At 41.7% G+C, this 16,705-nt stretch carries 25 protein-coding genes and 2 pseudogenes; 7 read left to right on the forward strand and 20 right to left on the reverse strand.

The annotated features are described in order from the left end of the window. The first annotated feature begins 482 nt into the window (after positions 1-482). From O9300_RS18985 to O9300_RS18995, 3 genes are all read left to right on the forward strand, one after another. The gene (locus O9300_RS18985; protein ID WP_002760168.1) at positions 483-758 is read left to right on the forward strand and encodes a hypothetical protein; all 276 of its coding nucleotides are present in this window, start codon (positions 483-485) and stop codon (positions 756-758) included. A 112-nt stretch (positions 759-870) separates the two neighbouring features. Then, complete coding sequence (locus O9300_RS18990) at positions 871-1,179, forward strand: DUF4164 family protein (protein WP_002760170.1); 309 nt, start codon at positions 871-873, stop codon at positions 1,177-1,179. Positions 1,180-1,291: 112 nt separating this feature from the next. Beyond that, entirely contained in the window at positions 1,292-1,609 is a 318-nt protein-coding gene (locus tag O9300_RS18995) for a DUF4164 family protein (RefSeq protein ID WP_016514447.1), read from the forward strand. Positions 1,610-1,671: 62 nt separating this feature from the next. Here the strand turns inward: O9300_RS18995 and mnmE are convergent, their stop codons facing one another. Next, a complete protein-coding gene (gene mnmE, locus O9300_RS19000; protein WP_287973385.1) occupies positions 1,672-3,045 on the reverse strand; it encodes a tRNA uridine-5-carboxymethylaminomethyl(34) synthesis GTPase MnmE in 1,374 nt (457 codons plus the stop codon). A gap of 53 nt (positions 3,046-3,098) precedes the next feature. Between mnmE and O9300_RS19005 the strand changes: the two genes are divergently transcribed. Beyond that, entirely contained in the window at positions 3,099-3,632 is a 534-nt protein-coding gene (locus O9300_RS19005) for a DUF2062 domain-containing protein (RefSeq protein ID WP_287739593.1), read from the forward strand. Between the two features lie 295 nt (positions 3,633-3,927). Here O9300_RS19005 and O9300_RS19010 read toward each other — a convergent pair whose 3' ends face one another. The 15 genes and pseudogenes from O9300_RS19010 to O9300_RS19075 all read right to left on the reverse strand — a co-directional run bounded on the left by O9300_RS19010 (position 3,928) and on the right by O9300_RS19075 (position 13,515). Beyond that, positions 3,928-4,326, reverse strand: coding sequence for a HEPN domain-containing protein (locus tag O9300_RS19010; RefSeq protein ID WP_002736237.1), 399 nt, complete (start codon positions 4,324-4,326; stop codon positions 3,928-3,930). Beyond that, positions 4,323-4,637: a nucleotidyltransferase domain-containing protein gene (locus tag O9300_RS19015; RefSeq protein ID WP_002737075.1), complete on the reverse strand. Its 315-nt coding sequence runs from the start codon at positions 4,635-4,637 to the stop codon at positions 4,323-4,325. Before O9300_RS19015 ends, O9300_RS19010 begins: the two co-directional genes overlap by 4 nt. A 178-nt stretch (positions 4,638-4,815) precedes the next feature. Continuing rightward, on the reverse strand, positions 4,816-5,127 hold the full coding sequence (locus O9300_RS19020) for a tetratricopeptide repeat protein (RefSeq protein ID WP_287973387.1): 312 nt from the start codon (positions 5,125-5,127) through the stop codon (positions 4,816-4,818). A gap of 16 nt (positions 5,128-5,143) precedes the next feature. Next, positions 5,144-5,401 carry a ParE family toxin-like protein gene (locus tag O9300_RS19025; RefSeq protein ID WP_287973389.1) on the reverse strand — a complete coding sequence of 86 codons (258 nt, stop codon included), beginning with the start codon at positions 5,399-5,401 and terminating at the stop codon, positions 5,144-5,146. Beyond that, a complete protein-coding gene (locus O9300_RS19030) occupies positions 5,379-5,600 on the reverse strand; it encodes a hypothetical protein (RefSeq protein ID WP_002736659.1) in 222 nt (73 codons plus the stop codon). Before O9300_RS19030 ends, O9300_RS19025 begins: the two co-directional genes overlap by 23 nt. A gap of 72 nt (positions 5,601-5,672) precedes the next feature. Continuing rightward, positions 5,673-7,685: a tetratricopeptide repeat protein gene (locus tag O9300_RS19740; protein ID WP_502846404.1), complete on the reverse strand. Its 2,013-nt coding sequence runs from the start codon at positions 7,683-7,685 to the stop codon at positions 5,673-5,675. 900 nt (positions 7,686-8,585) lie between these two features. Next, positions 8,586-9,272, reverse strand: a pseudogene (locus O9300_RS19745) (caspase family protein); the annotation flags it as partial. A gap of 3 nt (positions 9,273-9,275) precedes the next feature. Further along, entirely contained in the window at positions 9,276-9,665 is a 390-nt protein-coding gene (locus tag O9300_RS19040) for a hypothetical protein (protein WP_287234226.1), read from the reverse strand. A 57-nt stretch (positions 9,666-9,722) separates the two neighbouring features. Continuing rightward, the gene (locus O9300_RS19045; RefSeq protein ID WP_287973394.1) at positions 9,723-10,154 is read right to left on the reverse strand and encodes a hypothetical protein; all 432 of its coding nucleotides are present in this window, start codon (positions 10,152-10,154) and stop codon (positions 9,723-9,725) included. Positions 10,155-10,398: 244 nt separating this feature from the next. Continuing rightward, entirely contained in the window at positions 10,399-10,980 is a 582-nt protein-coding gene (locus O9300_RS19050; protein ID WP_287973396.1) for a DUF3782 domain-containing protein, read from the reverse strand. 245 nt (positions 10,981-11,225) lie between these two features. Further along, positions 11,226-11,765 carry a DUF3782 domain-containing protein gene (locus tag O9300_RS19055; RefSeq protein WP_008197327.1) on the reverse strand — a complete coding sequence of 180 codons (540 nt, stop codon included), beginning with the start codon at positions 11,763-11,765 and terminating at the stop codon, positions 11,226-11,228. Between the two features lie 570 nt (positions 11,766-12,335). Next, positions 12,336-12,506 (reverse strand): annotated as a pseudogene (locus tag O9300_RS19060) (clan AA aspartic protease); the annotation flags it as partial. A 5-nt stretch (positions 12,507-12,511) separates the two neighbouring features. Further along, entirely contained in the window at positions 12,512-12,787 is a 276-nt protein-coding gene (locus tag O9300_RS19065; RefSeq protein WP_024970721.1) for a hypothetical protein, read from the reverse strand. Positions 12,788-13,102: 315 nt separating this feature from the next. Continuing rightward, positions 13,103-13,315, reverse strand: coding sequence for a type II toxin-antitoxin system HicA family toxin (locus O9300_RS19070; protein ID WP_002776326.1), 213 nt, complete (start codon positions 13,313-13,315; stop codon positions 13,103-13,105). Between the two features lie 2 nt (positions 13,316-13,317). Further along, positions 13,318-13,515: a type II toxin-antitoxin system HicB family antitoxin gene (locus O9300_RS19075; protein WP_002738180.1), complete on the reverse strand. Its 198-nt coding sequence runs from the start codon at positions 13,513-13,515 to the stop codon at positions 13,318-13,320. Between the two features lie 199 nt (positions 13,516-13,714). Between O9300_RS19075 and O9300_RS19080 the strand changes: the two genes are divergently transcribed. Together O9300_RS19080 and O9300_RS19085 are read left to right on the forward strand one after the other, a co-directional pair. Continuing rightward, positions 13,715-13,933 carry a hypothetical protein gene (locus O9300_RS19080; protein WP_002753442.1) on the forward strand — a complete coding sequence of 73 codons (219 nt, stop codon included), beginning with the start codon at positions 13,715-13,717 and terminating at the stop codon, positions 13,931-13,933. Further along, on the forward strand, positions 13,926-14,318 hold the full coding sequence (locus O9300_RS19085) for a pepsin/retropepsin-like aspartic protease family protein (RefSeq protein ID WP_002753443.1): 393 nt from the start codon (positions 13,926-13,928) through the stop codon (positions 14,316-14,318). Before O9300_RS19080 ends, O9300_RS19085 begins: the two co-directional genes overlap by 8 nt. Positions 14,319-14,525: 207 nt before the next feature. On the opposite strand, the gene O9300_RS19090 is transcribed toward O9300_RS19085, so the two are convergent. The 4 genes from O9300_RS19090 to O9300_RS19100 all read right to left on the reverse strand — a co-directional run bounded on the left by O9300_RS19090 (position 14,526) and on the right by O9300_RS19100 (position 16,501). Next, positions 14,526-14,906, reverse strand: a complete 381-nt coding sequence (locus O9300_RS19090) for a hypothetical protein (protein WP_287973400.1) — start codon at positions 14,904-14,906, stop codon at positions 14,526-14,528. A 71-nt stretch (positions 14,907-14,977) separates the two neighbouring features. Then, entirely contained in the window at positions 14,978-15,310 is a 333-nt protein-coding gene (locus tag O9300_RS19580) for an antibiotic biosynthesis monooxygenase family protein (protein ID WP_002798459.1), read from the reverse strand. Between the two features lie 47 nt (positions 15,311-15,357). Continuing rightward, positions 15,358-15,786: an aspartyl protease family protein gene (locus tag O9300_RS19095; RefSeq protein ID WP_125730800.1), complete on the reverse strand. Its 429-nt coding sequence runs from the start codon at positions 15,784-15,786 to the stop codon at positions 15,358-15,360. Positions 15,787-16,114: 328 nt separating this feature from the next. Next, the gene (locus O9300_RS19100) at positions 16,115-16,501 is read right to left on the reverse strand and encodes a hypothetical protein (RefSeq protein ID WP_036403435.1); all 387 of its coding nucleotides are present in this window, start codon (positions 16,499-16,501) and stop codon (positions 16,115-16,117) included. A gap of 18 nt (positions 16,502-16,519) precedes the next feature. Between O9300_RS19100 and O9300_RS19105 the strand changes: the two genes are divergently transcribed. Then, on the forward strand, positions 16,520-16,705 hold a 186-nt coding region (locus O9300_RS19105; RefSeq protein ID WP_287973403.1), incomplete at its 3' end, for a phage integrase N-terminal SAM-like domain-containing protein.

The raw sequence follows: 16,705 nt of genomic DNA on the forward strand, positions 1-16,705 counted from the left end.
ATGAAGGTTTACGAATTTTGGCGGTAGGGCATACCGCTACTGCTTCTGGAGGGAGAGTAAGACCAAGTAAAGGCACTGCTTTTGCAAGGCATCTCCCTGTGAATGAAGAATCCCTCGCATGAGTGCGATGGGAGTGTCAAACCAAAAGAAAACCGAGAGGGCTAGGAAAAAAGCCGGAAACTCCTCTGGATTTCCTCCTTTTTCCAGGCGGAATCTAGGCTTTAAGATGAATGGGATGTTAGGAAGTTCCCGAAAAAATTTGGGGTTAGGGTTATAAAGGCTCGAAGCTAAGTACTAAAAGCTTTTAGCTTAACCAATTAGGTTTTAGATTCGATCGAGTGACAAGAAAGTAGCGAAGTTTTCACCTAACACTGTCTCAGTGGTTGGACAGAAGTGAAGTTAACTGTGGGGTAAGGAATGCCAAAAAGCCTAGACTTAAGATAAAATTATATCCAACCGGATGCAGTATAGGAGTTTACAAAATGTCTAACGAAACTGTTACTTATTCCCTAGAAGCTGTCCTCACAAGGATTGAGGGAAAGATCGATAAGATTGATGAGCGCTTGACAAAAGTAGAAATAGGATTAACCGATCTCAAAGGGGATATTAAAGTGTTAGACGAGAAAATCGAAGGCATCGACAATCGGCTAAAATCAGTGGAAGGAACCCAAAAAAATCAGGTCTGGACATTAATTATCCTTTTGGGGAGTGCCATTTTTACGGCCGGATGGAAAGTATTTTTTTCCAGTAATATCTGATCTTTCTAATTCTCAACAAGACTACAGTTAACCGCTCCTGAAAGAAAATTTTCTTAAAGCTAGACTTAAGATAAAATTATATCCAACCGGATGCAGTATAGGAGTTTACCAAATGTCTAACGAAACTGTTACTTATTCCCTAGAAGCTGTCCTCACAAGGATTGAGGGGAAGATTGACTCGCTTGAGAAGCGGGTTAACGAAAGATTTGACAAGGTAGAAGATCGGTTAACCAAACTAGAAATAGGAGTAACTGATCTCAAAGGTGATATTAAAGTGTTAGACGAGAAAATCGAAGGCATCGACAATCGGCTAATATCGGTAGAGGGAACCCAAAAAAATCAGGTCTGGACATTGATTATCCTTTTGGGAAGTGCCATTATTACGGCTGCTTGGAAAGTATTTTTTTCCAGTAATATCTGAGTTCTCTAATTCTCAACAAGACTACAGTTAATCGCTCCTGAAAGAAAATTTTCTTAAAGCCTAGACTAAGATAAAATTATATCCAACCAGATGCAGTATAGGAGTTGACCCAATGTCTAACGAAACTGTTACTTATTCCCTTGATGTCGTCCTTAAAGAAATTAAAGACAGTATCAAGGAAGTTAGCCAGAAATTCGATAAGATTGATGAACGGTTTGATCGATTAGATAATCGCTTAACAAAACTTGAGATAGGACAAGCTGATATCAAAGGGGATATTAAAGTTTTAGACGAGAAAATCGAAGGCATCGACAATCGGCTAAAATCAGTGGAAGGAACCCAAAAAAATCAGGTCTGGACATTGATTATCCTTTTGGGAAGTGCCATTATTACGGCCGCTTGGAAAGTCTTTTTTTCCGGCAATATCTGAGTTCTTCAATTCTCAACAAGACTACAGTTAACCGAACACAGTTGACCAGATTTTCTCATTGCTTATTTACCAATACAAAAACGGCTAAAAATGCGATCGAGTACCGATTCAGTCACTTCTTCGCCGGTAATTTCTCCTAAGGATTGAATGGCAGTACGCAGATCGATCGACCAAAAATCAAAAGGTAAATTTTGGTCAATTGTTTTTTTGACCTGTTGCAAAGCAATTTTCGCCGTAGTTAAAGCGGCTGCTTGTCGTTGATTAATGGCTAAATCCAAATTAGCCGCCTGTAATTCCTGATTTTGGACAGCATTAATAATAGTTTTTTCTAAGTCTTCAATACCCTGATTTTGGACGGCGGATAGCTTGACAACTCGCTCAATTTCTGCTGGGTAAATTACAGTTTCTGGATTAACCAAATCAATTTTATTAATCACTAAAATTAATCGGCGATCGCTGACAGAGCGATAAATTTCCTCGTCCTCCTCGGTCCATCCTGACTCTGCGGAGACGGTTAATAGAACTAAATCAGCAGACCGGGCCGTTTGACGGGAACGTTCCACCCCAATTTGTTCAACTCGATCACTGGCCGAGCGAATTCCTGCCGTATCGAGGACTTGTACGGGGATTCCCGCCACAACTAGCTGAGATTCGACGATATCGCGGGTAGTGCCGGGTAAATCGGTGACAATCGCTCGATCGCTCCGACTCCAAGCATTTAACAAACTGGATTTCCCCACATTCGGCCGCCCCACGATCGCCACTTTTAGACCACTACGCAGCAATTCCCCGCGCTCGGCGGTAGCTAAAATTAAATTTACTTGACAAAAAACCTGTTCTATGCTATGGAGAACCGCCTCGTGATCCAAGGGCGGTAAATCCTCTTCAAAGTCAATACGGGCCTCAATTTCAGCCAAAATATCGAGACAGGTGGCGCGCAAATGGCGGATCGGTTGCGCGAGTTTCCCCTGTAAACCAGAGAGGGCAAATTGTGCCGCTTGGGGAGAACGCGCCCCAACGAGATCGACGACGCTTTCGGCTTGAGTTAGGTCAATTCTGCCGTTAAGAAAGGCACGCAGGCTAAATTCCCCCGCTTGTGCCAAACGCGCCCCATTTTCTAGACATAACTGTAACACCTGTTGTACGGGCATAATGCCGCCATGACAGTGAAATTCCACCACATCCTCGCGGGTGAAAGAGCGGGGAGCCAACATGAGCAACAGCAAAGCTTCATCGATAATTGCTTGACTTTGGGGATGTCGGATATAACCGTAGAGAAGACGATGACTTTGCCATTTTTGACGATTGCGGGTATGAAAAAGCCGACGAGCGATCGCCACTGCCTGACTACCGGATAAACGGACAATACCGATGCTACCCTGTTCCGGAACGATCGCCGTAGCGATGGCGGCGATCGTATCCCCTGTGTTTAACATCTCTTAATCACTCCTTGCTAAAATTGAAGTCAGGATCAATTTTGTCAGCATTTATGCCCGAAAATATGCGCTCACGGTCATTAAAAGCGAAAAATAAAGGGAATAACCTAATTAATCGTCTGACGCGCTCCTGTCGCTACTGGTGGATTCGCTTGGTGCGATTACAGGGACATCCGATCGAAATCGCTCGCGGGTTAGCGGTGGGGGTGTTTTCCGGGGCCTTTCCTTGGATGGGATTACAGATCATTATTGCGATTTTTTTAGCTTTCTGTGTGCGGGGCAATAAAATCGCAGCAGCAGCAGCCACTTGGGTGAGTAATCCTTTTACCTATATTCCCCTGTTTTTGTTTAATTATAAATTGGGAGAATTGTTTTTAGGTCAAGGAAATCAAGCGATCGATAGTCGTATTTTTGCCTCTAACCAAAGTTGGGCGGAAAATTGGGCAAGTTTGAGCGGTGAATTTTTATTAACGCTATTTTTTGGTAGTTTGATTACAGGTCTGTTGGCGGGCATTATCACTTATTTTGTTAGTTATCGTCTCCTCAGTCAATGGCATCACCGGCGACAAACAAGGAGAAAACGCTGATAAATTGTCACCGTTCGGGGGGGACAAAATCTGGTAATCTAAGAGGCATCGATGAGAAGCACCTACGGTAATCCCATAATAAGTCTAAACTGTTATTTGAATGATTGAATGAATACTATGATTGTGTTGTATTCAGCAAGTCTTCATCAATGATCAATTATAGTCCATCCCATAATCCCATCAATCACAGTTAAGACGATGGATGTGACTGTCGCATCATTTGTAAATTATTACGAATCATTTGTGTATTGAGATGCTCTTTACTTAATGTATTGCCATACAATACTTTTGTCATTTAATCAGTAGGAAGCAGATCTGAAATTATATTTAAAAAATCTCTCACTTTTGCAATAAAAGGAAGAACTTGTAATTCATCAAAATCTGCAAAGTCTGTATAATCTGCTTCGAGACGGTATTCAAACAATTCGTTATAAACTGCACCAAAGTCTTTTGAAATAATTTCGCTACGGATGTAGTTTTTGTTGAAGAGACTACGGACACCTGTATGTTTTGGAGATGAGAGATTATCATAAGCAAGTAAAGCCGTAACAGCATAAAAGCAACTATAGTACAGACGATTGATACAACTATTCCATCTTGCACCATCAGCAAGAGAACAAGCATCTTGATAAGCTTCCTCTGCACGATTTAAACGATACCTAATTAGTTGATCGTGAGGGGAATTTTTACTCATAGCATAATAGCTTCTTTGTTAACTGATTGCCAGAAAGGAGTAGTTTGTAATAAGGGATGTTCCCATTGATTTTTGCTGCGAACAATGGTACAAATAACTTCTTCTGTTTCCCATTCGATTTCATAAATTTGACGACGGATTTGAGATGTGCGAGTAGGGTTAGTGATCCCATCAACTAATACTAATATATCCCAATCAGAGTCTGGTTGAGCATCGTTTCGCGCCCGTGAACCATAAAGAAATATTTGCGCTTGTGGTTCGATCGCTTGTACTGCTTGTTTAATTTTATTGAGTAATAGTTGTTTGTCCATGATTTTTTATTACCTTTTTGTACTGCAAAACAATATTAACAATATAGTCCATCCCATAATCCCATAATAAGTCTAAACTGTTATTTGAATGATTGAATGAATACTATGATTGTGTTGTATTCAGCAAGTCTTCATCAATGATCAATTATAGTCCATCCCATGGTCAAATTGATCACAGTTAAGACGATGGATGTTGCTGTTGTCGCATCATTTGTAAATTTTCCCGAATCTTAACAGTATTAGGATGATTCTCCCCTAAAGCTTGCTCGGCAATTGCTAATGCTTGTAAATAGAGGGGTTCAGCTTCTTCGTACTTTCCTTGAGATTGGTAGAGTTTTGCTAAATTATTAAGATTTTCAGTGATATTGGGATAGTTATCGCCTTCAAAAATTTCTGGACAGTATTTTTTTTGATTTGCCAAAAATTCCTGTGAGGTAACTTCAGTAAAATCTTGGTGGATAATATTGCGAAATTCTTTAGGCTCTAGCATGGTTAATTTTCTCCTTCTATTTAATTAACTCTTCATACTCATCATGAGAACCAATCCAAAACCAGTAATAATCTTCACCTTTTTTCAATGCTAAAGCTCTATAATTCTCAGTTATTCGGACTGACCAGACATTTTTCCCTACTTTCTTGAAATGTAATGATCGATGGAAAACATTACTAATCCAGAGACGATAGGCTTTTTTTACCTGTTGCTTAATGTAGGGAGGTAAGTTGGCATAACATTGCCAAAAATCAGGAGTTGTTAAGGATTTCATCTAAAGGCTTAACTTGATTGTTACTGATATCATTGTTGACTTTTTGTAATAGTCGATCGAGTTTCCCTGATTCGAGATCGTTTTTTATCTGTTTGTCCCAACTATCATCAAGATAGTCTTGTAACCAAGCTGATAATTGATGGATTTCTTCGTCAGGCAACTGGAGAATCGCGGATTCAATATCTTTGAGTGTAGTCATGATTGTTTGGTTGATTGAAGGTTATTGTATTATTTTATATTGTTGTATTATCGGATGGGTTAATAACCCATCCTACGGGAGCGACTCTAAGTTTTCCCGAATCCTAACAGTAGTAGGATGATTCTCCCCTAAAACTTGCTCAACAATTGCTAAAGCTTGTAAATAGAGAGGTTCCGCTTCCTCGTACTTTCCTTGGGATTTGTACAACTGTGCTAAATTGTTAAGGGAAGTTGCCAAATCGGGATGATTGTCTCCTAAGAGTCGTTTTCTCAAATCTAATGCTTCTAGAAGGAGAGGTTCCGCTTCTGTGTACCTGCCTTGATAATAGTATAAATGTGCTAAATTGTTGAGGGAAGTTGCCAAATCGGGATGATTGTCTCCTAAGAGTCGTTTATACAAATCTAATGCTTCTAGATAGAGAGGTTCCGCTTCTGTGTACCTGCCTTGAGAATAGTACAGAAATGCTAAATTGTTGAGGGAAGTAGCAACATTGGGATCACTCTCCCCTAATAGTCGTTTACACAATTCTATTGCTTGTAAATAGAGGGGTTCAGCTTCTGCGTAGTTTCCTTCGGATTCGTACAAGTTTGCCAAATTATTGAGGGAAGTCGCAACATTGGGATGATTGTCACCTAATAGCCGTTTATACAATCCTAAAGCTTGTAAATAGAGGGGTTCAGCTTCTCCGTACCTTCCTTGGGATTCGTACAATAATGCTAGATTGTTAAGAGAAGTAGCTACATCGGGATGTTCGTTTCCCAAGCGGCGGTGAGTTACTTCTAGACATTGCTGATACCAAAATTCAGCTTGTTCGTACAATCCTTGTCCATAATAGAAATTTCCCAATCCTCCAAAAGACGGGATTAAATCCTCCCCCTCCAGCCATTTTTCCAACGCTGTCGCTGACTCCGCAATATGGGGAATAGATAGGGCGACGGCTTCTATTTGCTCCTTGGTTGGAGTCTGAGGAATAGTCTTTGCCTCCTCCACCATACCCCGACAAAAGGAGCGTTTCAACTCATCCCCATCCTCTCGTAGTGCTAACTTAGCTTGAAAAAACTGTCGCACCAACGGATAAAACTGATAAGTTTCTCCTTCTACTGCTTGCAACAGATTGAGGTTTAGTAATTGTCCCTCTCTAATCTCTTCCAACTTCTCCTCATCTTCAGCAGACAAACACCTTTCTACCACCAACCGCCAAGGAATAGGAGCCAAAGCAAAGAGACTGAAAAAACACCCTAAATCCCGCGCTGACTGATTTAACTCATCCCAACTCACCTCAAAAGCTGCCTCTACCCCTCTTTGCGCCGTCATATCTCCCGAAGGATTCTGCAAAGCAGACAACCGTAAACCCTTATCTATCAACTGCTGCTGCATCGTTGCCAACGTCCAATTAGTACGCCGCTTGAGGAAACGCCCTACCAATTCCAACCCTAAAGGCAAATATCCTAGCCACGCACATAGCCCCTTCCCTACCTCTAATTCAGCTTGCAGACGCGACGCACCAATCAGAGATTCCAGTAAAGCAAGGGCGGCTGATTCGCTTAAAACGGGTAAGCGCAACTGCTCAAACGATGCTGCCAGGGACTGTTGCCGAGTCGTAATCAACACCTTAAATCGTTGTTCTTGGGGAGGCAAATAATCTTGAATTTCCTTATACTGATGCACATCATCTAAAATTAGCAGTACATCCCCCGGCGGTTGCCATCTCGCCCAACAATAATCCAATTGCCCCCGCAAATTCAAATCTTCAGGGGGAAACAAGCCCAACTGCGACTTAGCAAAATCTAATAGTTGTACCCCCACCATTTCACCTTGCACCCCGATCCAGCAAATACCGCCGGGATAAGTTGAGTTTTTCTGATGATGTAGGGCATACTGGAGTGCTAACTCTGTCTTACCCACTCCTGCCATTCCCGTAACGACGGCGGTAATCGCAATTCTTTCTTGTTGCTGTAACTGGTGGTGCAGTTGTTTCATTGCATCTTCACGCCCCACGAAATTAACCGCCCCAGTACGCGCCCGATTTAGATTATTAGGGATATTTGCTGTATAAGTAGGGATGGCGATATTATTTTCCAAAATTTCATTACTAAACTCATTTCGACGTAAGAGACTAACACATATATATTCTCCCCGTAATTTCTTACAAGTTAGGCTGTCTAAACCATTGTTTTCTATATATTGCTTGAATAAAGTAAAACCTTGACCAATTCCTTCATATCCTGACAACTGAGAAAGATATTGAGCAATAGCCGCATCAATTGGAATTGATACAGGTGTTGATTCCTTTATAAGTTCTTCCCAAGATGTATTATCTGGAAAATTACCAGGGCTTTTTACTTCAAGAGCTTCTGGTGTAATAATTACTTGAACATGACTATTTAATTGGTAGTTTCTATGAGCGATCGCATTAGAAATTATCTCCCGTGCCACCTCCAAATCTATATCGGCAATTTCTTGTCGCATTCCTTTTTTGTTAATAAATGAAATCTTTTTTGTTGCTTGTTTTACTCGCTCAACTAATTTTTCTATTTGATGAATCAAAGATCCATGAATATCATACCTTTCAAAAGCAGTTTTTCCTCTAGTTCTGTCCACGAAAGTAGATTTACATTGAGGATAAATTCTTTCAGGGTTTTGATGAAAACATAATACAGCTGCCTTATGTAGATATTGTTTTCCCTCATGGTAAATAGGAGAATAAAGTTTAAGTTCATCAACTATTTTTTCTAAATTCTTTTGATCTTCTTCAGATAATCCCATCCTTGTTGCATACTTTTTAATCAATTCTAAATCGATTTTATCAAGACTCGCTTCCGTGCATGGATGCCTATTTGGATGAATTTGTTCATAAAGAAATTTTAATTCTTCAGAAGAAGTAACGCGGTTTTGTTGCTCATTTTCCTTAGATTTATCTTGTAAGATGTATTTGTTTTTGGCAATCCAAATATCAGAATCAGCATTGATTACTTTAAATTGTGGACGCTGATTAAATTGGGAATAAATGGGATCTCTCTCAATTTTCTCTTTTATATAATTAACGATATCTCCGACATAAATATAAGGCTTATTGCTGTTGCCTTCCATTCCGTTCTCTATTCCTTCACATAAAAATTTTGTAAAAATTCCATAGTTTCCTTCGTTGGTTTCACGGGATACTTGAGTTTCTTGACAAGAAGCAATAATAACTATTCCTTTAGAAAGTTTTTGATTGCTTTTTTCTAGTTCCAAAACTAATGGTTCTGAAGACCGAATTCCTTTAGTTACAGCTCCACTGTGACAAGCATCAAGAATTAAAATTGCTCGATTTACTTTATAAGTAGATAAATAGCTTATCAAGTTAGAGAAAGGAAACCAATCACTATCGTCTATCCCTAGTTTTAAACAATATTCTTCCCCCCTAATATCTCCGTGTCCTGAGAAATAAAAAATTAGTTGATTTTGGTTGTTCCATTTTTGTATTTTTGGCAAAAAATATTGTAAAAACTCAATCTGGTTTTGACAATCATGTAAAGGTTTTGGTCCATTACTTTTACAATCTCCGAACTCAGGATTTGTTAACCAAGCATGAACCCTCGAAACATCAGGAATAACGGCATTTAGTTCTCCCTTATTGATAGCAGAAATAGCAACAGCAATTCTTTGTGACTGTTTTTCTGAAGTATCCATAGTTTACTGTTTTAATATTTTTACGCTAACTGTTCCGTGATGAGGTTGAGAATTAATCTCAGACAGCAAGGATTGAATTTCTTTCAAGGATAAATTTTTCATTAAAAATCTTTTTTGCTGTCCATTGGCATCAACAGTGATAGATATAGAATATTGACTTTGTTGAGATTCCCAGTATTGAAGAACTGAAACCAAGGTTTGAATCCCTGTTAATACTAAAGATGCTATTGCTATACCGATAGCCAAGCCACCGTCTCGGATTCCCACCTCTGCTTCTCTGGTTTCAATACTTACAGAACAGTCGCATTCTTCTTCAATTAGTCGAGCAAGATTTTTTAGGTGATAAGAATCATCCTCGGTGGTTGCTCCTTCAAAAGAAATCCTGACATCCATACACACTACCTCTAATAATATCCAAAAAATTTGCCCTCTGATCCTGTGTCACGATTGTTATTTGCTGCCTATATTGGCAAGATGAATCCCCCCAATATAGGCAGTTCCCCCCTCAACCTTTGTCTGCCAACCCTTAGCATTATCAGCATTATTTTGAATCATACTACTATTATCCTGAATTTTACCCGCTTGGATCGTCTGCGCTAAAACCTTTAACTCTTTCGCAAAATCAGGGTCTTCATCCAAAATCACATCCAAATTTTTAGTCAAGGTTTCAACCGCTTTACTATCACCCCTCTCAACCTTAGCCAATGCTTCATCAACTTTAGGAGATTTTCCTGTTAAGCGAGTTTTGATTTTTTCCCATAAAATGGGAATCTTAGCCAAAGCTTCAGCCGTAAACCGTTTCGCTAAATCCCCCGTCCCAGACTTCACAAACTCTTGTACTGCTAAGGTGATAAGTAAACCTGCTGTTAATGGCTCAGTCATTTTTAAATTTTCCTCTAATAGTAATTCAAATTGGGTTTGAGACTCTAAACGTTTGGAGAAAAATAAAATCTCTAAATTTTCAATCTCTTCACTCTCACCGATTCAAACAAGCGACAATTTCATCGCCAATCTTTTCAGATTTCTGTTCAGGATATCCTAACAAAAATGGCTCTCTTGGATTTGGTGGGTAAAATGTATTCTAAGATACATTTCTCCTAGCGAGGGGGTGGAACGAAAGCTAAACCTACCAAACCCGGGGCGTAAACTCCGCATCATTTAAAATTATTACATTTTCTCCTGACTGCACCAACACAAATAAACCCTGACGACAACCATAACTCGCCACCTCATCGGGAACAATCATCGCTGCCACCGCTCCCAAAGCCTTTACATCTCGAAAACGAGGCATTAACCGCTTAAACTTAGCCAAACGTTGTAAATGCTCGTCCACATCCCTTTGAGTTAACTTACTTTTGACCTCCACTAAAATGGCATCGGTATCATTCACTACCAATAGATCAATCTCTAAACCCTCATTATCCCGTTTTACCGAAATACCAGGGTGAAACTCATGCACATCAATGCCCCGCTCTTGAAACAGACGCACCACCGCAGGACGTACTTGCCACTCGACAAACTCTCCTAAACGATTGCCCAACTCCCCAATCTGCTTACTAACCCTGTTAATTTGCTTATCCGTTTCCTTGATTTGTTTATCCGTTTCTTTTTGAGCTTGGGATAACTCTTGTTGGGATTGGGATAACTCTTGTTGGGATTGAGCTAATTGCTTTAGTATTGCCCGAATCTCTTCAATAGTGGCTGTCATAATGAATTTTCTCAAGTTAAAGTGATGTAGCCTATACTCAAGGGATTTAGTATAATTTTAGCGTTGATTATTGGCAGGAATGGAATCGGCTCTCTTGGATTTGGTGGGTAAAATGTATTTTAAGATATATTTCTCCTAGCGAGGGGGTGGAACGAACCACAAAGACACAAAGGACACAAAGATCGATCATAATGTAAGTTAAACTGATCACACAGAACCTAGAAGATTTCGAGAAAAAGCTAAACCTACCAAACCCGGGGCGTAAACTCTGCATCATTTAAAATTATTACATTTTCCCCTGACTGCACCAACACAAATAAACCCTGACGACAAGCGTAACTCGCCACCTCATTGGGAACAATCATCGCTGCCACTGCTCCCAAAGCCTTTACATCTCGAAAACGAGGCATTAACCGCTTAAACTTCGCCAAACGTTGTAAATGCTCATCCACATCCCTTTGAGTTAACTTACTTTTGACCTCCACTAAAATGGCATCCGTATCATTCACTACCAATAGATCAATCTCTAAACCCTCATTATCCCGTTTTACCGAAATACCGGGGTGAAACTCATGCACATCAATACCCCGCTCCTGAAAAAGACGCACCACCGCAGGACGTACTTGCCACTCGACAAACTCTCCTAAACGATTGCCCAACTCCCCAATCTGCTTACTAACTCTGTTAATTTGCTTATCTGTTTCTTTTTGAGCTTGGGATAACTCTTGTTGGGATTGAGCTAATTGCTTTAGTATTGCCCGAATCTCTTCAATAGTGGCTGTCATAATGAATTTTCTCAAGTTAAAATGAAATTTTATCTATTATAGCCCGATCGCTTTTTCTCCCTTGAAGTAACTGTTCAGGGGGTAGGGTTGATTCATGAATCAACCCTACAATGAATCAACCCTAGTTCAGGGGGGGACAAAATCTGATAATCTAAAAAGGCGTAGAAAAGAGCGGCTACTGTGAAAGAGTAGTATCCATCTCGGTGCTGCCCCAGGAGAGTCCTTCCACAGAGTCAATGCCACTGGCGGCTTGACATCCCCCCCCTGAACGGTTACAATAAAACCATATGCCTTATGTAGGTTAAAAGCTGGAATGGTGTAAGCCCGTTCGATAGATTATCTCTCTAGTCGGAGTGTTGGACTCAAACACTTGATCCCTAATTAGGTTGTTTTAGGTCACATCAAGAGTAATACTTTATTAGGTTTCTTACAGGAAATTTTAAAGGTTTGAGCCTTCGGTAAATCTTTCGAGGTAGCCTAGTTATCATATCTCAAAAATAGCTTGAGCGATTTTTTCAGGGGATTTTCCTAATCTAAAGTAATATCCTCTGATCGCACTTCTTAATGGGATCACAATGCTTTGATCTCAACGATGCCGCCCTCAACATTATCCACCTGCAATCGATAACCGTAGAGCATCGCCATTCCGAGCAACGGCTCTGTCTCTGATGCTGCGATATCAACCTCGCGATATTGCCCATCCCAAATGACTGTTGCAGTGTAAAAATCAAACAAGACTTCGTGTATCATGAATTCTTCTTTAAGCTCCGCGAACCAAAGTGATACACGGCAGGGTGTCCAATCCGAATTCCAAAAGGCTGGGCATCAGGGTTACGCTCAAATAGCCGATTGGTTGCAGCTACGACCGTTTCATCAACCTCAAAATCTCCGGTTTCGATGTCGATCGCGATAATTTTACCCTCATTACCCGCTTCGACTTGCTGCCGAATGCCAGACTCGTAGAGTTCTTTCCCCCGACGAGCCATCTCCTCTTTGCTGTAACGCCTTTGCCGAACTGTCATAGCCTTGCCCCATTGACTGCCTTCTCCATGTTAACCTGAACGATCTCGCTCTTTTGAATTGATAGGGTGTGTTTGGCAATCACTTAATCTTGGCGATCGATATGATGTAGCCTGTGTTAGCGTTAGCGTAACCCACGGATTTTGAACATTAGATAAGGTGCGTTCACTTCATTAACACACCCTACAAGATCGGCGTGCTGCTACGCAGTGCCTTCGGCATCGCACTCTGTTATGAGTTGATTGATGTTGGGTTTCCTTGCGTCAATCCAACCTACGGGCGAGGCGATCTGCTACGCAGTGCCTTTGGCATCGCACTCATAATAGTTGACGAAATTCTGCGACTGTCAAACCAGCATCTTGAACAATTCCACCCATTGTAAATGCCTTAATTGGATTGTGCCTTGGAAGAGCAACTTGACGCACCCCATCACTCATGATGATATGTTTGCCTTGGCGAATGATCCGAAAGCCTACCTTCTCCAAGGCTCGTACTGCATCTAGGTGATTTACGCCAGGAATTCTAGGCATAGTTACACCTGCATTTCAATTTCACGAATTTCCCCATCTTGCAAGCGTTCTTCTAAGGCTGCAAGATACTCACGAATTGCATCTTGGATATTGGTTAATGCCTCTTCCTCAGTATCTCCCTCGGACCAACAACCGGGGAGCGCAGGAACGCCAACAGTAATTCCTTCTTCAGAACGATAAAGGACAATTTTGTATTTCATCATAAGTTCCTTCTAGATAGCACTCCATTTTAGCTTGATAGAATTATGGATGTGGGATCAAATTGTAGCAACACATGATGTGGTTCTTGTTACTCAGCACCGACCAACCTGATACGGTCGGTGTGCAACGGGATTGTTAGACCGTACCTCACAGATCGCTTATGATCAATTTATTCTCGCATATCTAGAAGTTTAAGCCATGTCACTCACTGAGTTAATTCTTCTGGTCAACAATCTGAGCCAGACAGACAAATTATCACTCTTCAAACTCCTAGCTGCACAAATCCCGGATGCTGAACTACAGGTTATCTTTTCCGCATCAGAGTATCCGATTTGGTCGCCCTACGATGCCACGGAAGCCGCCAATATTCTGATGCATATGATTCAGGATGACCGAGAGGCATCTACCCATGCCTAGTACAGTCGAATTTCCCCTTTCCGACGATGAAGCATTACCCACGATTCCCATCACTCTGAGTCATGCAGGCCTTTCTGTTTCTGCGAATGCCTTGCTGGATACCGGATCTACGGTCAATCTATTACCTTACGACATCGGGCCGCAATTGGGTGCAATTTGGGAGGAACAAACTGTCCGCTTGCCATTGGCCGGAAATCTTGCAAGGGTTGAAGCACGAGGGTTATTTGTGTATGTTCAAATTGGGAATTTGGAACCTGTTCGTCTAGCCTTTGCTTGGGCAAAAACCTCTCAGATACCCTTAATTCTTGGGCAAACGAACTTTTTTCGAGAATTTGATGTCTGTTTTCAACGATCGCGATGCACGATCGAAATTATCCGCTTCTAATAAGGGTGGTTTGATTGCTTACTGTCACCAGCCGAAAAAACCCTCCTTGAAGATGGAATGGGCTTTACCCCCCGCTGCTTAACCCGAACTGGGGTTAGATAAGGTGCGTTACATTTCATTAACGCACCCTACAAGATCGGCGATCGCACTTTTTGAATAATCCAATCTACAGGCGAGCCAATTCCAACAGGTAATCTTCCAATTGTTCTAATCTAAAACAATAGTAGTTCCTGTCCGAAAGGCACGATAACGATCTCCGCCAGGAGCCTCAACGATTTCACCGTAGCCTTCTCCCAGACAAAAATTGAATGGATCTGCTGGACTTGTTTTACAATTACCGCATTCACGCCAGTCATGCCCAAGATTGTCATCATATTTACACTTTTTTTGGGAAACTGGAATAAAACAAAGTGATCTACTGATAAAACTCCCCTCAAGTGAAGGAGAAATACGATATCGCCATTGTCCATCTGTTGTTTTATAACTTTCGCATTTATAAGTTTTTGGCTTGGCTTGAACAGGAGTCGATGATGCGACTGCTACAAGAAATGTAGCCAGTATAGAAACACTCAAAAGTTTACTAATCATAAAAACTACCTTCTCTGTCTAACGATTGCGATCAGCGGCTCGCGACCTTACGCGAACCACACCACCGGATTCTATCGCGAGTCCGCTGCATTGCGTTGTTCGCCGATGGGAGAATCGTCAATCCGGTAGTGCTCTACGGACAGCTTTCTTCCGAAAGCCTCCATACCGGCGGGAATCACTGGTGTGTTCCATTCCGGCCCTGCGAAGGCGACCAAAGCATCTTCGTCGCGCCATCGGGTGATCATGGAATACGTGTTGGGCGCCCATCGAGTAGGCATCCCAATCTCGCACGAAAGATTGCCGGGCGCTCGCGTGACTGCGTCGACGGACAGGGATCTAAACCCGGCCTCAAAAGCGGAACGGGTTGATGGATCAATCTCGACACGAAAGATGCGAAGAATCATGGCTGGTTGGCGAACGGTGAAGTTAGGTGTCTGGCAAAGACAACGAGCTACTCTGTGGCAGCAGATTTTGGGCTAACTGCAAACTCTAGCTGTGAACGGTAGAAACAAACATCGAACTCCATAAAAAAATTCACCTGCCCCAGAATGAGCGGAACATTTGTAGCCTGTGTCCAAGCAAAAACCAGTTGAATAGGCTCAAACTGCCCAACGACGGCTTGGGCAAGCACGACACGCGCCTCGTACTGAGCCAAATTTCCTGTCAAACTCAGTGCTGTTGTTTGTCGTTCCCAATTGTACCCAAGCTCGACCCCTATTGAATACGGCAGCACATTAACACTTGCACCAGTGTCCAGCAGTCCGGATGCTGCAATAGAAACCTGTTGATGAACCAGGGTGAATGGCAAGTAGGGGCGAAAACTGGCTTCACCTAAAGTGGCATCGCCAGCAAGAAATGGATACCGCTCGGTGTTAGGCATGGTTTTGAGCTTTGGTAGCCTGTAGCGCTTTTAACATTGTATCCGCAGCCTCATCCGCGCCATAGGGAGACCATACTGGATAAGCTTGTTCAGGCTTAATTAGCTCGGGTTCCTGCTGGGCTAGCTCAGAGATCAGAAACTGCATAATGTAAAACTTGTCTGAGCGGCTCAGTTCTCTTAATGTCGAGATTAATTTTGATGAAACCATATACTCGTGAAGCTAGGGTTACTTTTCTATTGTAGTCGCTCCAGTCCGGGGCAGCGGTATTAGCTGATTGTACCTGATGCGTTTCATTTTTGAATCGGCGGAGTTTGTACCATAAAAAAATTATGAGAGTTGAGCTATTTCTCGATCATGATGATGGGATATTTCTTGGTACAGAGACTTTGCAATGCTTTGATATGTTTTGGCAAGGTCATCACACTTCACTACTCGAAAAAGGGTAAATATAACTTGTCCAAAAATAGGATCTTCGTCGATCGCTAAAATCACCCTTAGCTTTTGCGAAACCTTCAACGTGTACAGAGAAGATTCATATCCATTTAGTCCTGATAACAGAGGGAAGCGATGAAGCTTACGATAAACGTGCTTTTTTTGAGTTGGGAATAGACTGGCACAATCATTGATTTTTTTGACTGTTATAGCTTTGTCGTCTTTGCCCAGTTGGTCAAGATACTTTTCAAATCCGCTCGTTGACTCAATTACAATGTCCACGATATGAACCGCCTATCTATGATAGTAGTGCGTGAAACCATTCGCCTCAAACACTACTCCTACCGCACCGAACAAACATATCTGGACTGGATTAAGCGTTATCTGCTCTTCCATCAGAAAAAACATCCCCGTGAAATGGGGGGTGAAGAAATTAGAGCCTTTTTGACCCATCTTGCCGTTGATAAAAACGTTGCCGCCGCCACC

The organism is Microcystis sp. LE19-195.1E (genome assembly GCF_027532095.1).
In the GTDB taxonomy this organism is placed as follows: domain Bacteria; phylum Cyanobacteriota; class Cyanobacteriia; order Cyanobacteriales; family Microcystaceae; genus Microcystis; species Microcystis aeruginosa.

Excerpts from the sequence above, each read along its gene's own strand:
- O9300_RS19080 (WP_002753442.1), top strand. The coding sequence starts at position 13,715 with ATGTCACTCACTGAGTTAATTCTTCTGGTCAACAATCTGAGCCAGACA.
- O9300_RS19090 (WP_287973400.1), bottom strand. The coding sequence starts at position 14,906 with ATGATTAGTAAACTTTTGAGTGTTTCTATACTGGCTACATTTCTTGTA.
- O9300_RS19095 (WP_125730800.1), bottom strand. The coding sequence starts at position 15,786 with ATGCCTAACACCGAGCGGTATCCATTTCTTGCTGGCGATGCCACTTTA.
- mnmE (WP_287973385.1), bottom strand. The coding sequence starts at position 3,045 with ATGTTAAACACAGGGGATACGATCGCCGCCATCGCTACGGCGATCGTT.
- O9300_RS19050 (WP_287973396.1), bottom strand. The coding sequence starts at position 10,980 with ATGACAGCCACTATTGAAGAGATTCGGGCAATACTAAAGCAATTAGCT.
- O9300_RS19070 (WP_002776326.1), bottom strand. The coding sequence starts at position 13,315 with ATGCCTAGAATTCCTGGCGTAAATCACCTAGATGCAGTACGAGCCTTG.
- O9300_RS19580 (WP_002798459.1), bottom strand. The coding sequence starts at position 15,310 with ATGATTCTTCGCATCTTTCGTGTCGAGATTGATCCATCAACCCGTTCC.
- O9300_RS19065 (WP_024970721.1), bottom strand. The coding sequence starts at position 12,787 with ATGACAGTTCGGCAAAGGCGTTACAGCAAAGAGGAGATGGCTCGTCGG.
- O9300_RS18985 (WP_002760168.1), top strand. The coding sequence starts at position 483 with ATGTCTAACGAAACTGTTACTTATTCCCTAGAAGCTGTCCTCACAAGG.
- O9300_RS18990 (WP_002760170.1), top strand. The coding sequence starts at position 871 with ATGTCTAACGAAACTGTTACTTATTCCCTAGAAGCTGTCCTCACAAGG.
- O9300_RS19025 (WP_287973389.1), bottom strand. The coding sequence starts at position 5,401 with ATGAAATCCTTAACAACTCCTGATTTTTGGCAATGTTATGCCAACTTA.
- O9300_RS19085 (WP_002753443.1), top strand. The coding sequence starts at position 13,926 with ATGCCTAGTACAGTCGAATTTCCCCTTTCCGACGATGAAGCATTACCC.
- O9300_RS19015 (WP_002737075.1), bottom strand. The coding sequence starts at position 4,637 with ATGGACAAACAACTATTACTCAATAAAATTAAACAAGCAGTACAAGCG.
- O9300_RS18995 (WP_016514447.1), top strand. The coding sequence starts at position 1,292 with ATGTCTAACGAAACTGTTACTTATTCCCTTGATGTCGTCCTTAAAGAA.
- O9300_RS19030 (WP_002736659.1), bottom strand. The coding sequence starts at position 5,600 with ATGACTACACTCAAAGATATTGAATCCGCGATTCTCCAGTTGCCTGAC.
- O9300_RS19045 (WP_287973394.1), bottom strand. The coding sequence starts at position 10,154 with ATGACTGAGCCATTAACAGCAGGTTTACTTATCACCTTAGCAGTACAA.
- O9300_RS19005 (WP_287739593.1), top strand. The coding sequence starts at position 3,099 with ATGCCCGAAAATATGCGCTCACGGTCATTAAAAGCGAAAAATAAAGGG.
- O9300_RS19010 (WP_002736237.1), bottom strand. The coding sequence starts at position 4,326 with ATGAGTAAAAATTCCCCTCACGATCAACTAATTAGGTATCGTTTAAAT.
- O9300_RS19020 (WP_287973387.1), bottom strand. The coding sequence starts at position 5,127 with ATGCTAGAGCCTAAAGAATTTCGCAATATTATCCACCAAGATTTTACT.
- O9300_RS19040 (WP_287234226.1), bottom strand. The coding sequence starts at position 9,665 with ATGGATGTCAGGATTTCTTTTGAAGGAGCAACCACCGAGGATGATTCT.
- O9300_RS19075 (WP_002738180.1), bottom strand. The coding sequence starts at position 13,515 with ATGAAATACAAAATTGTCCTTTATCGTTCTGAAGAAGGAATTACTGTT.
- O9300_RS19055 (WP_008197327.1), bottom strand. The coding sequence starts at position 11,765 with ATGACAGCCACTATTGAAGAGATTCGGGCAATACTAAAGCAATTAGCT.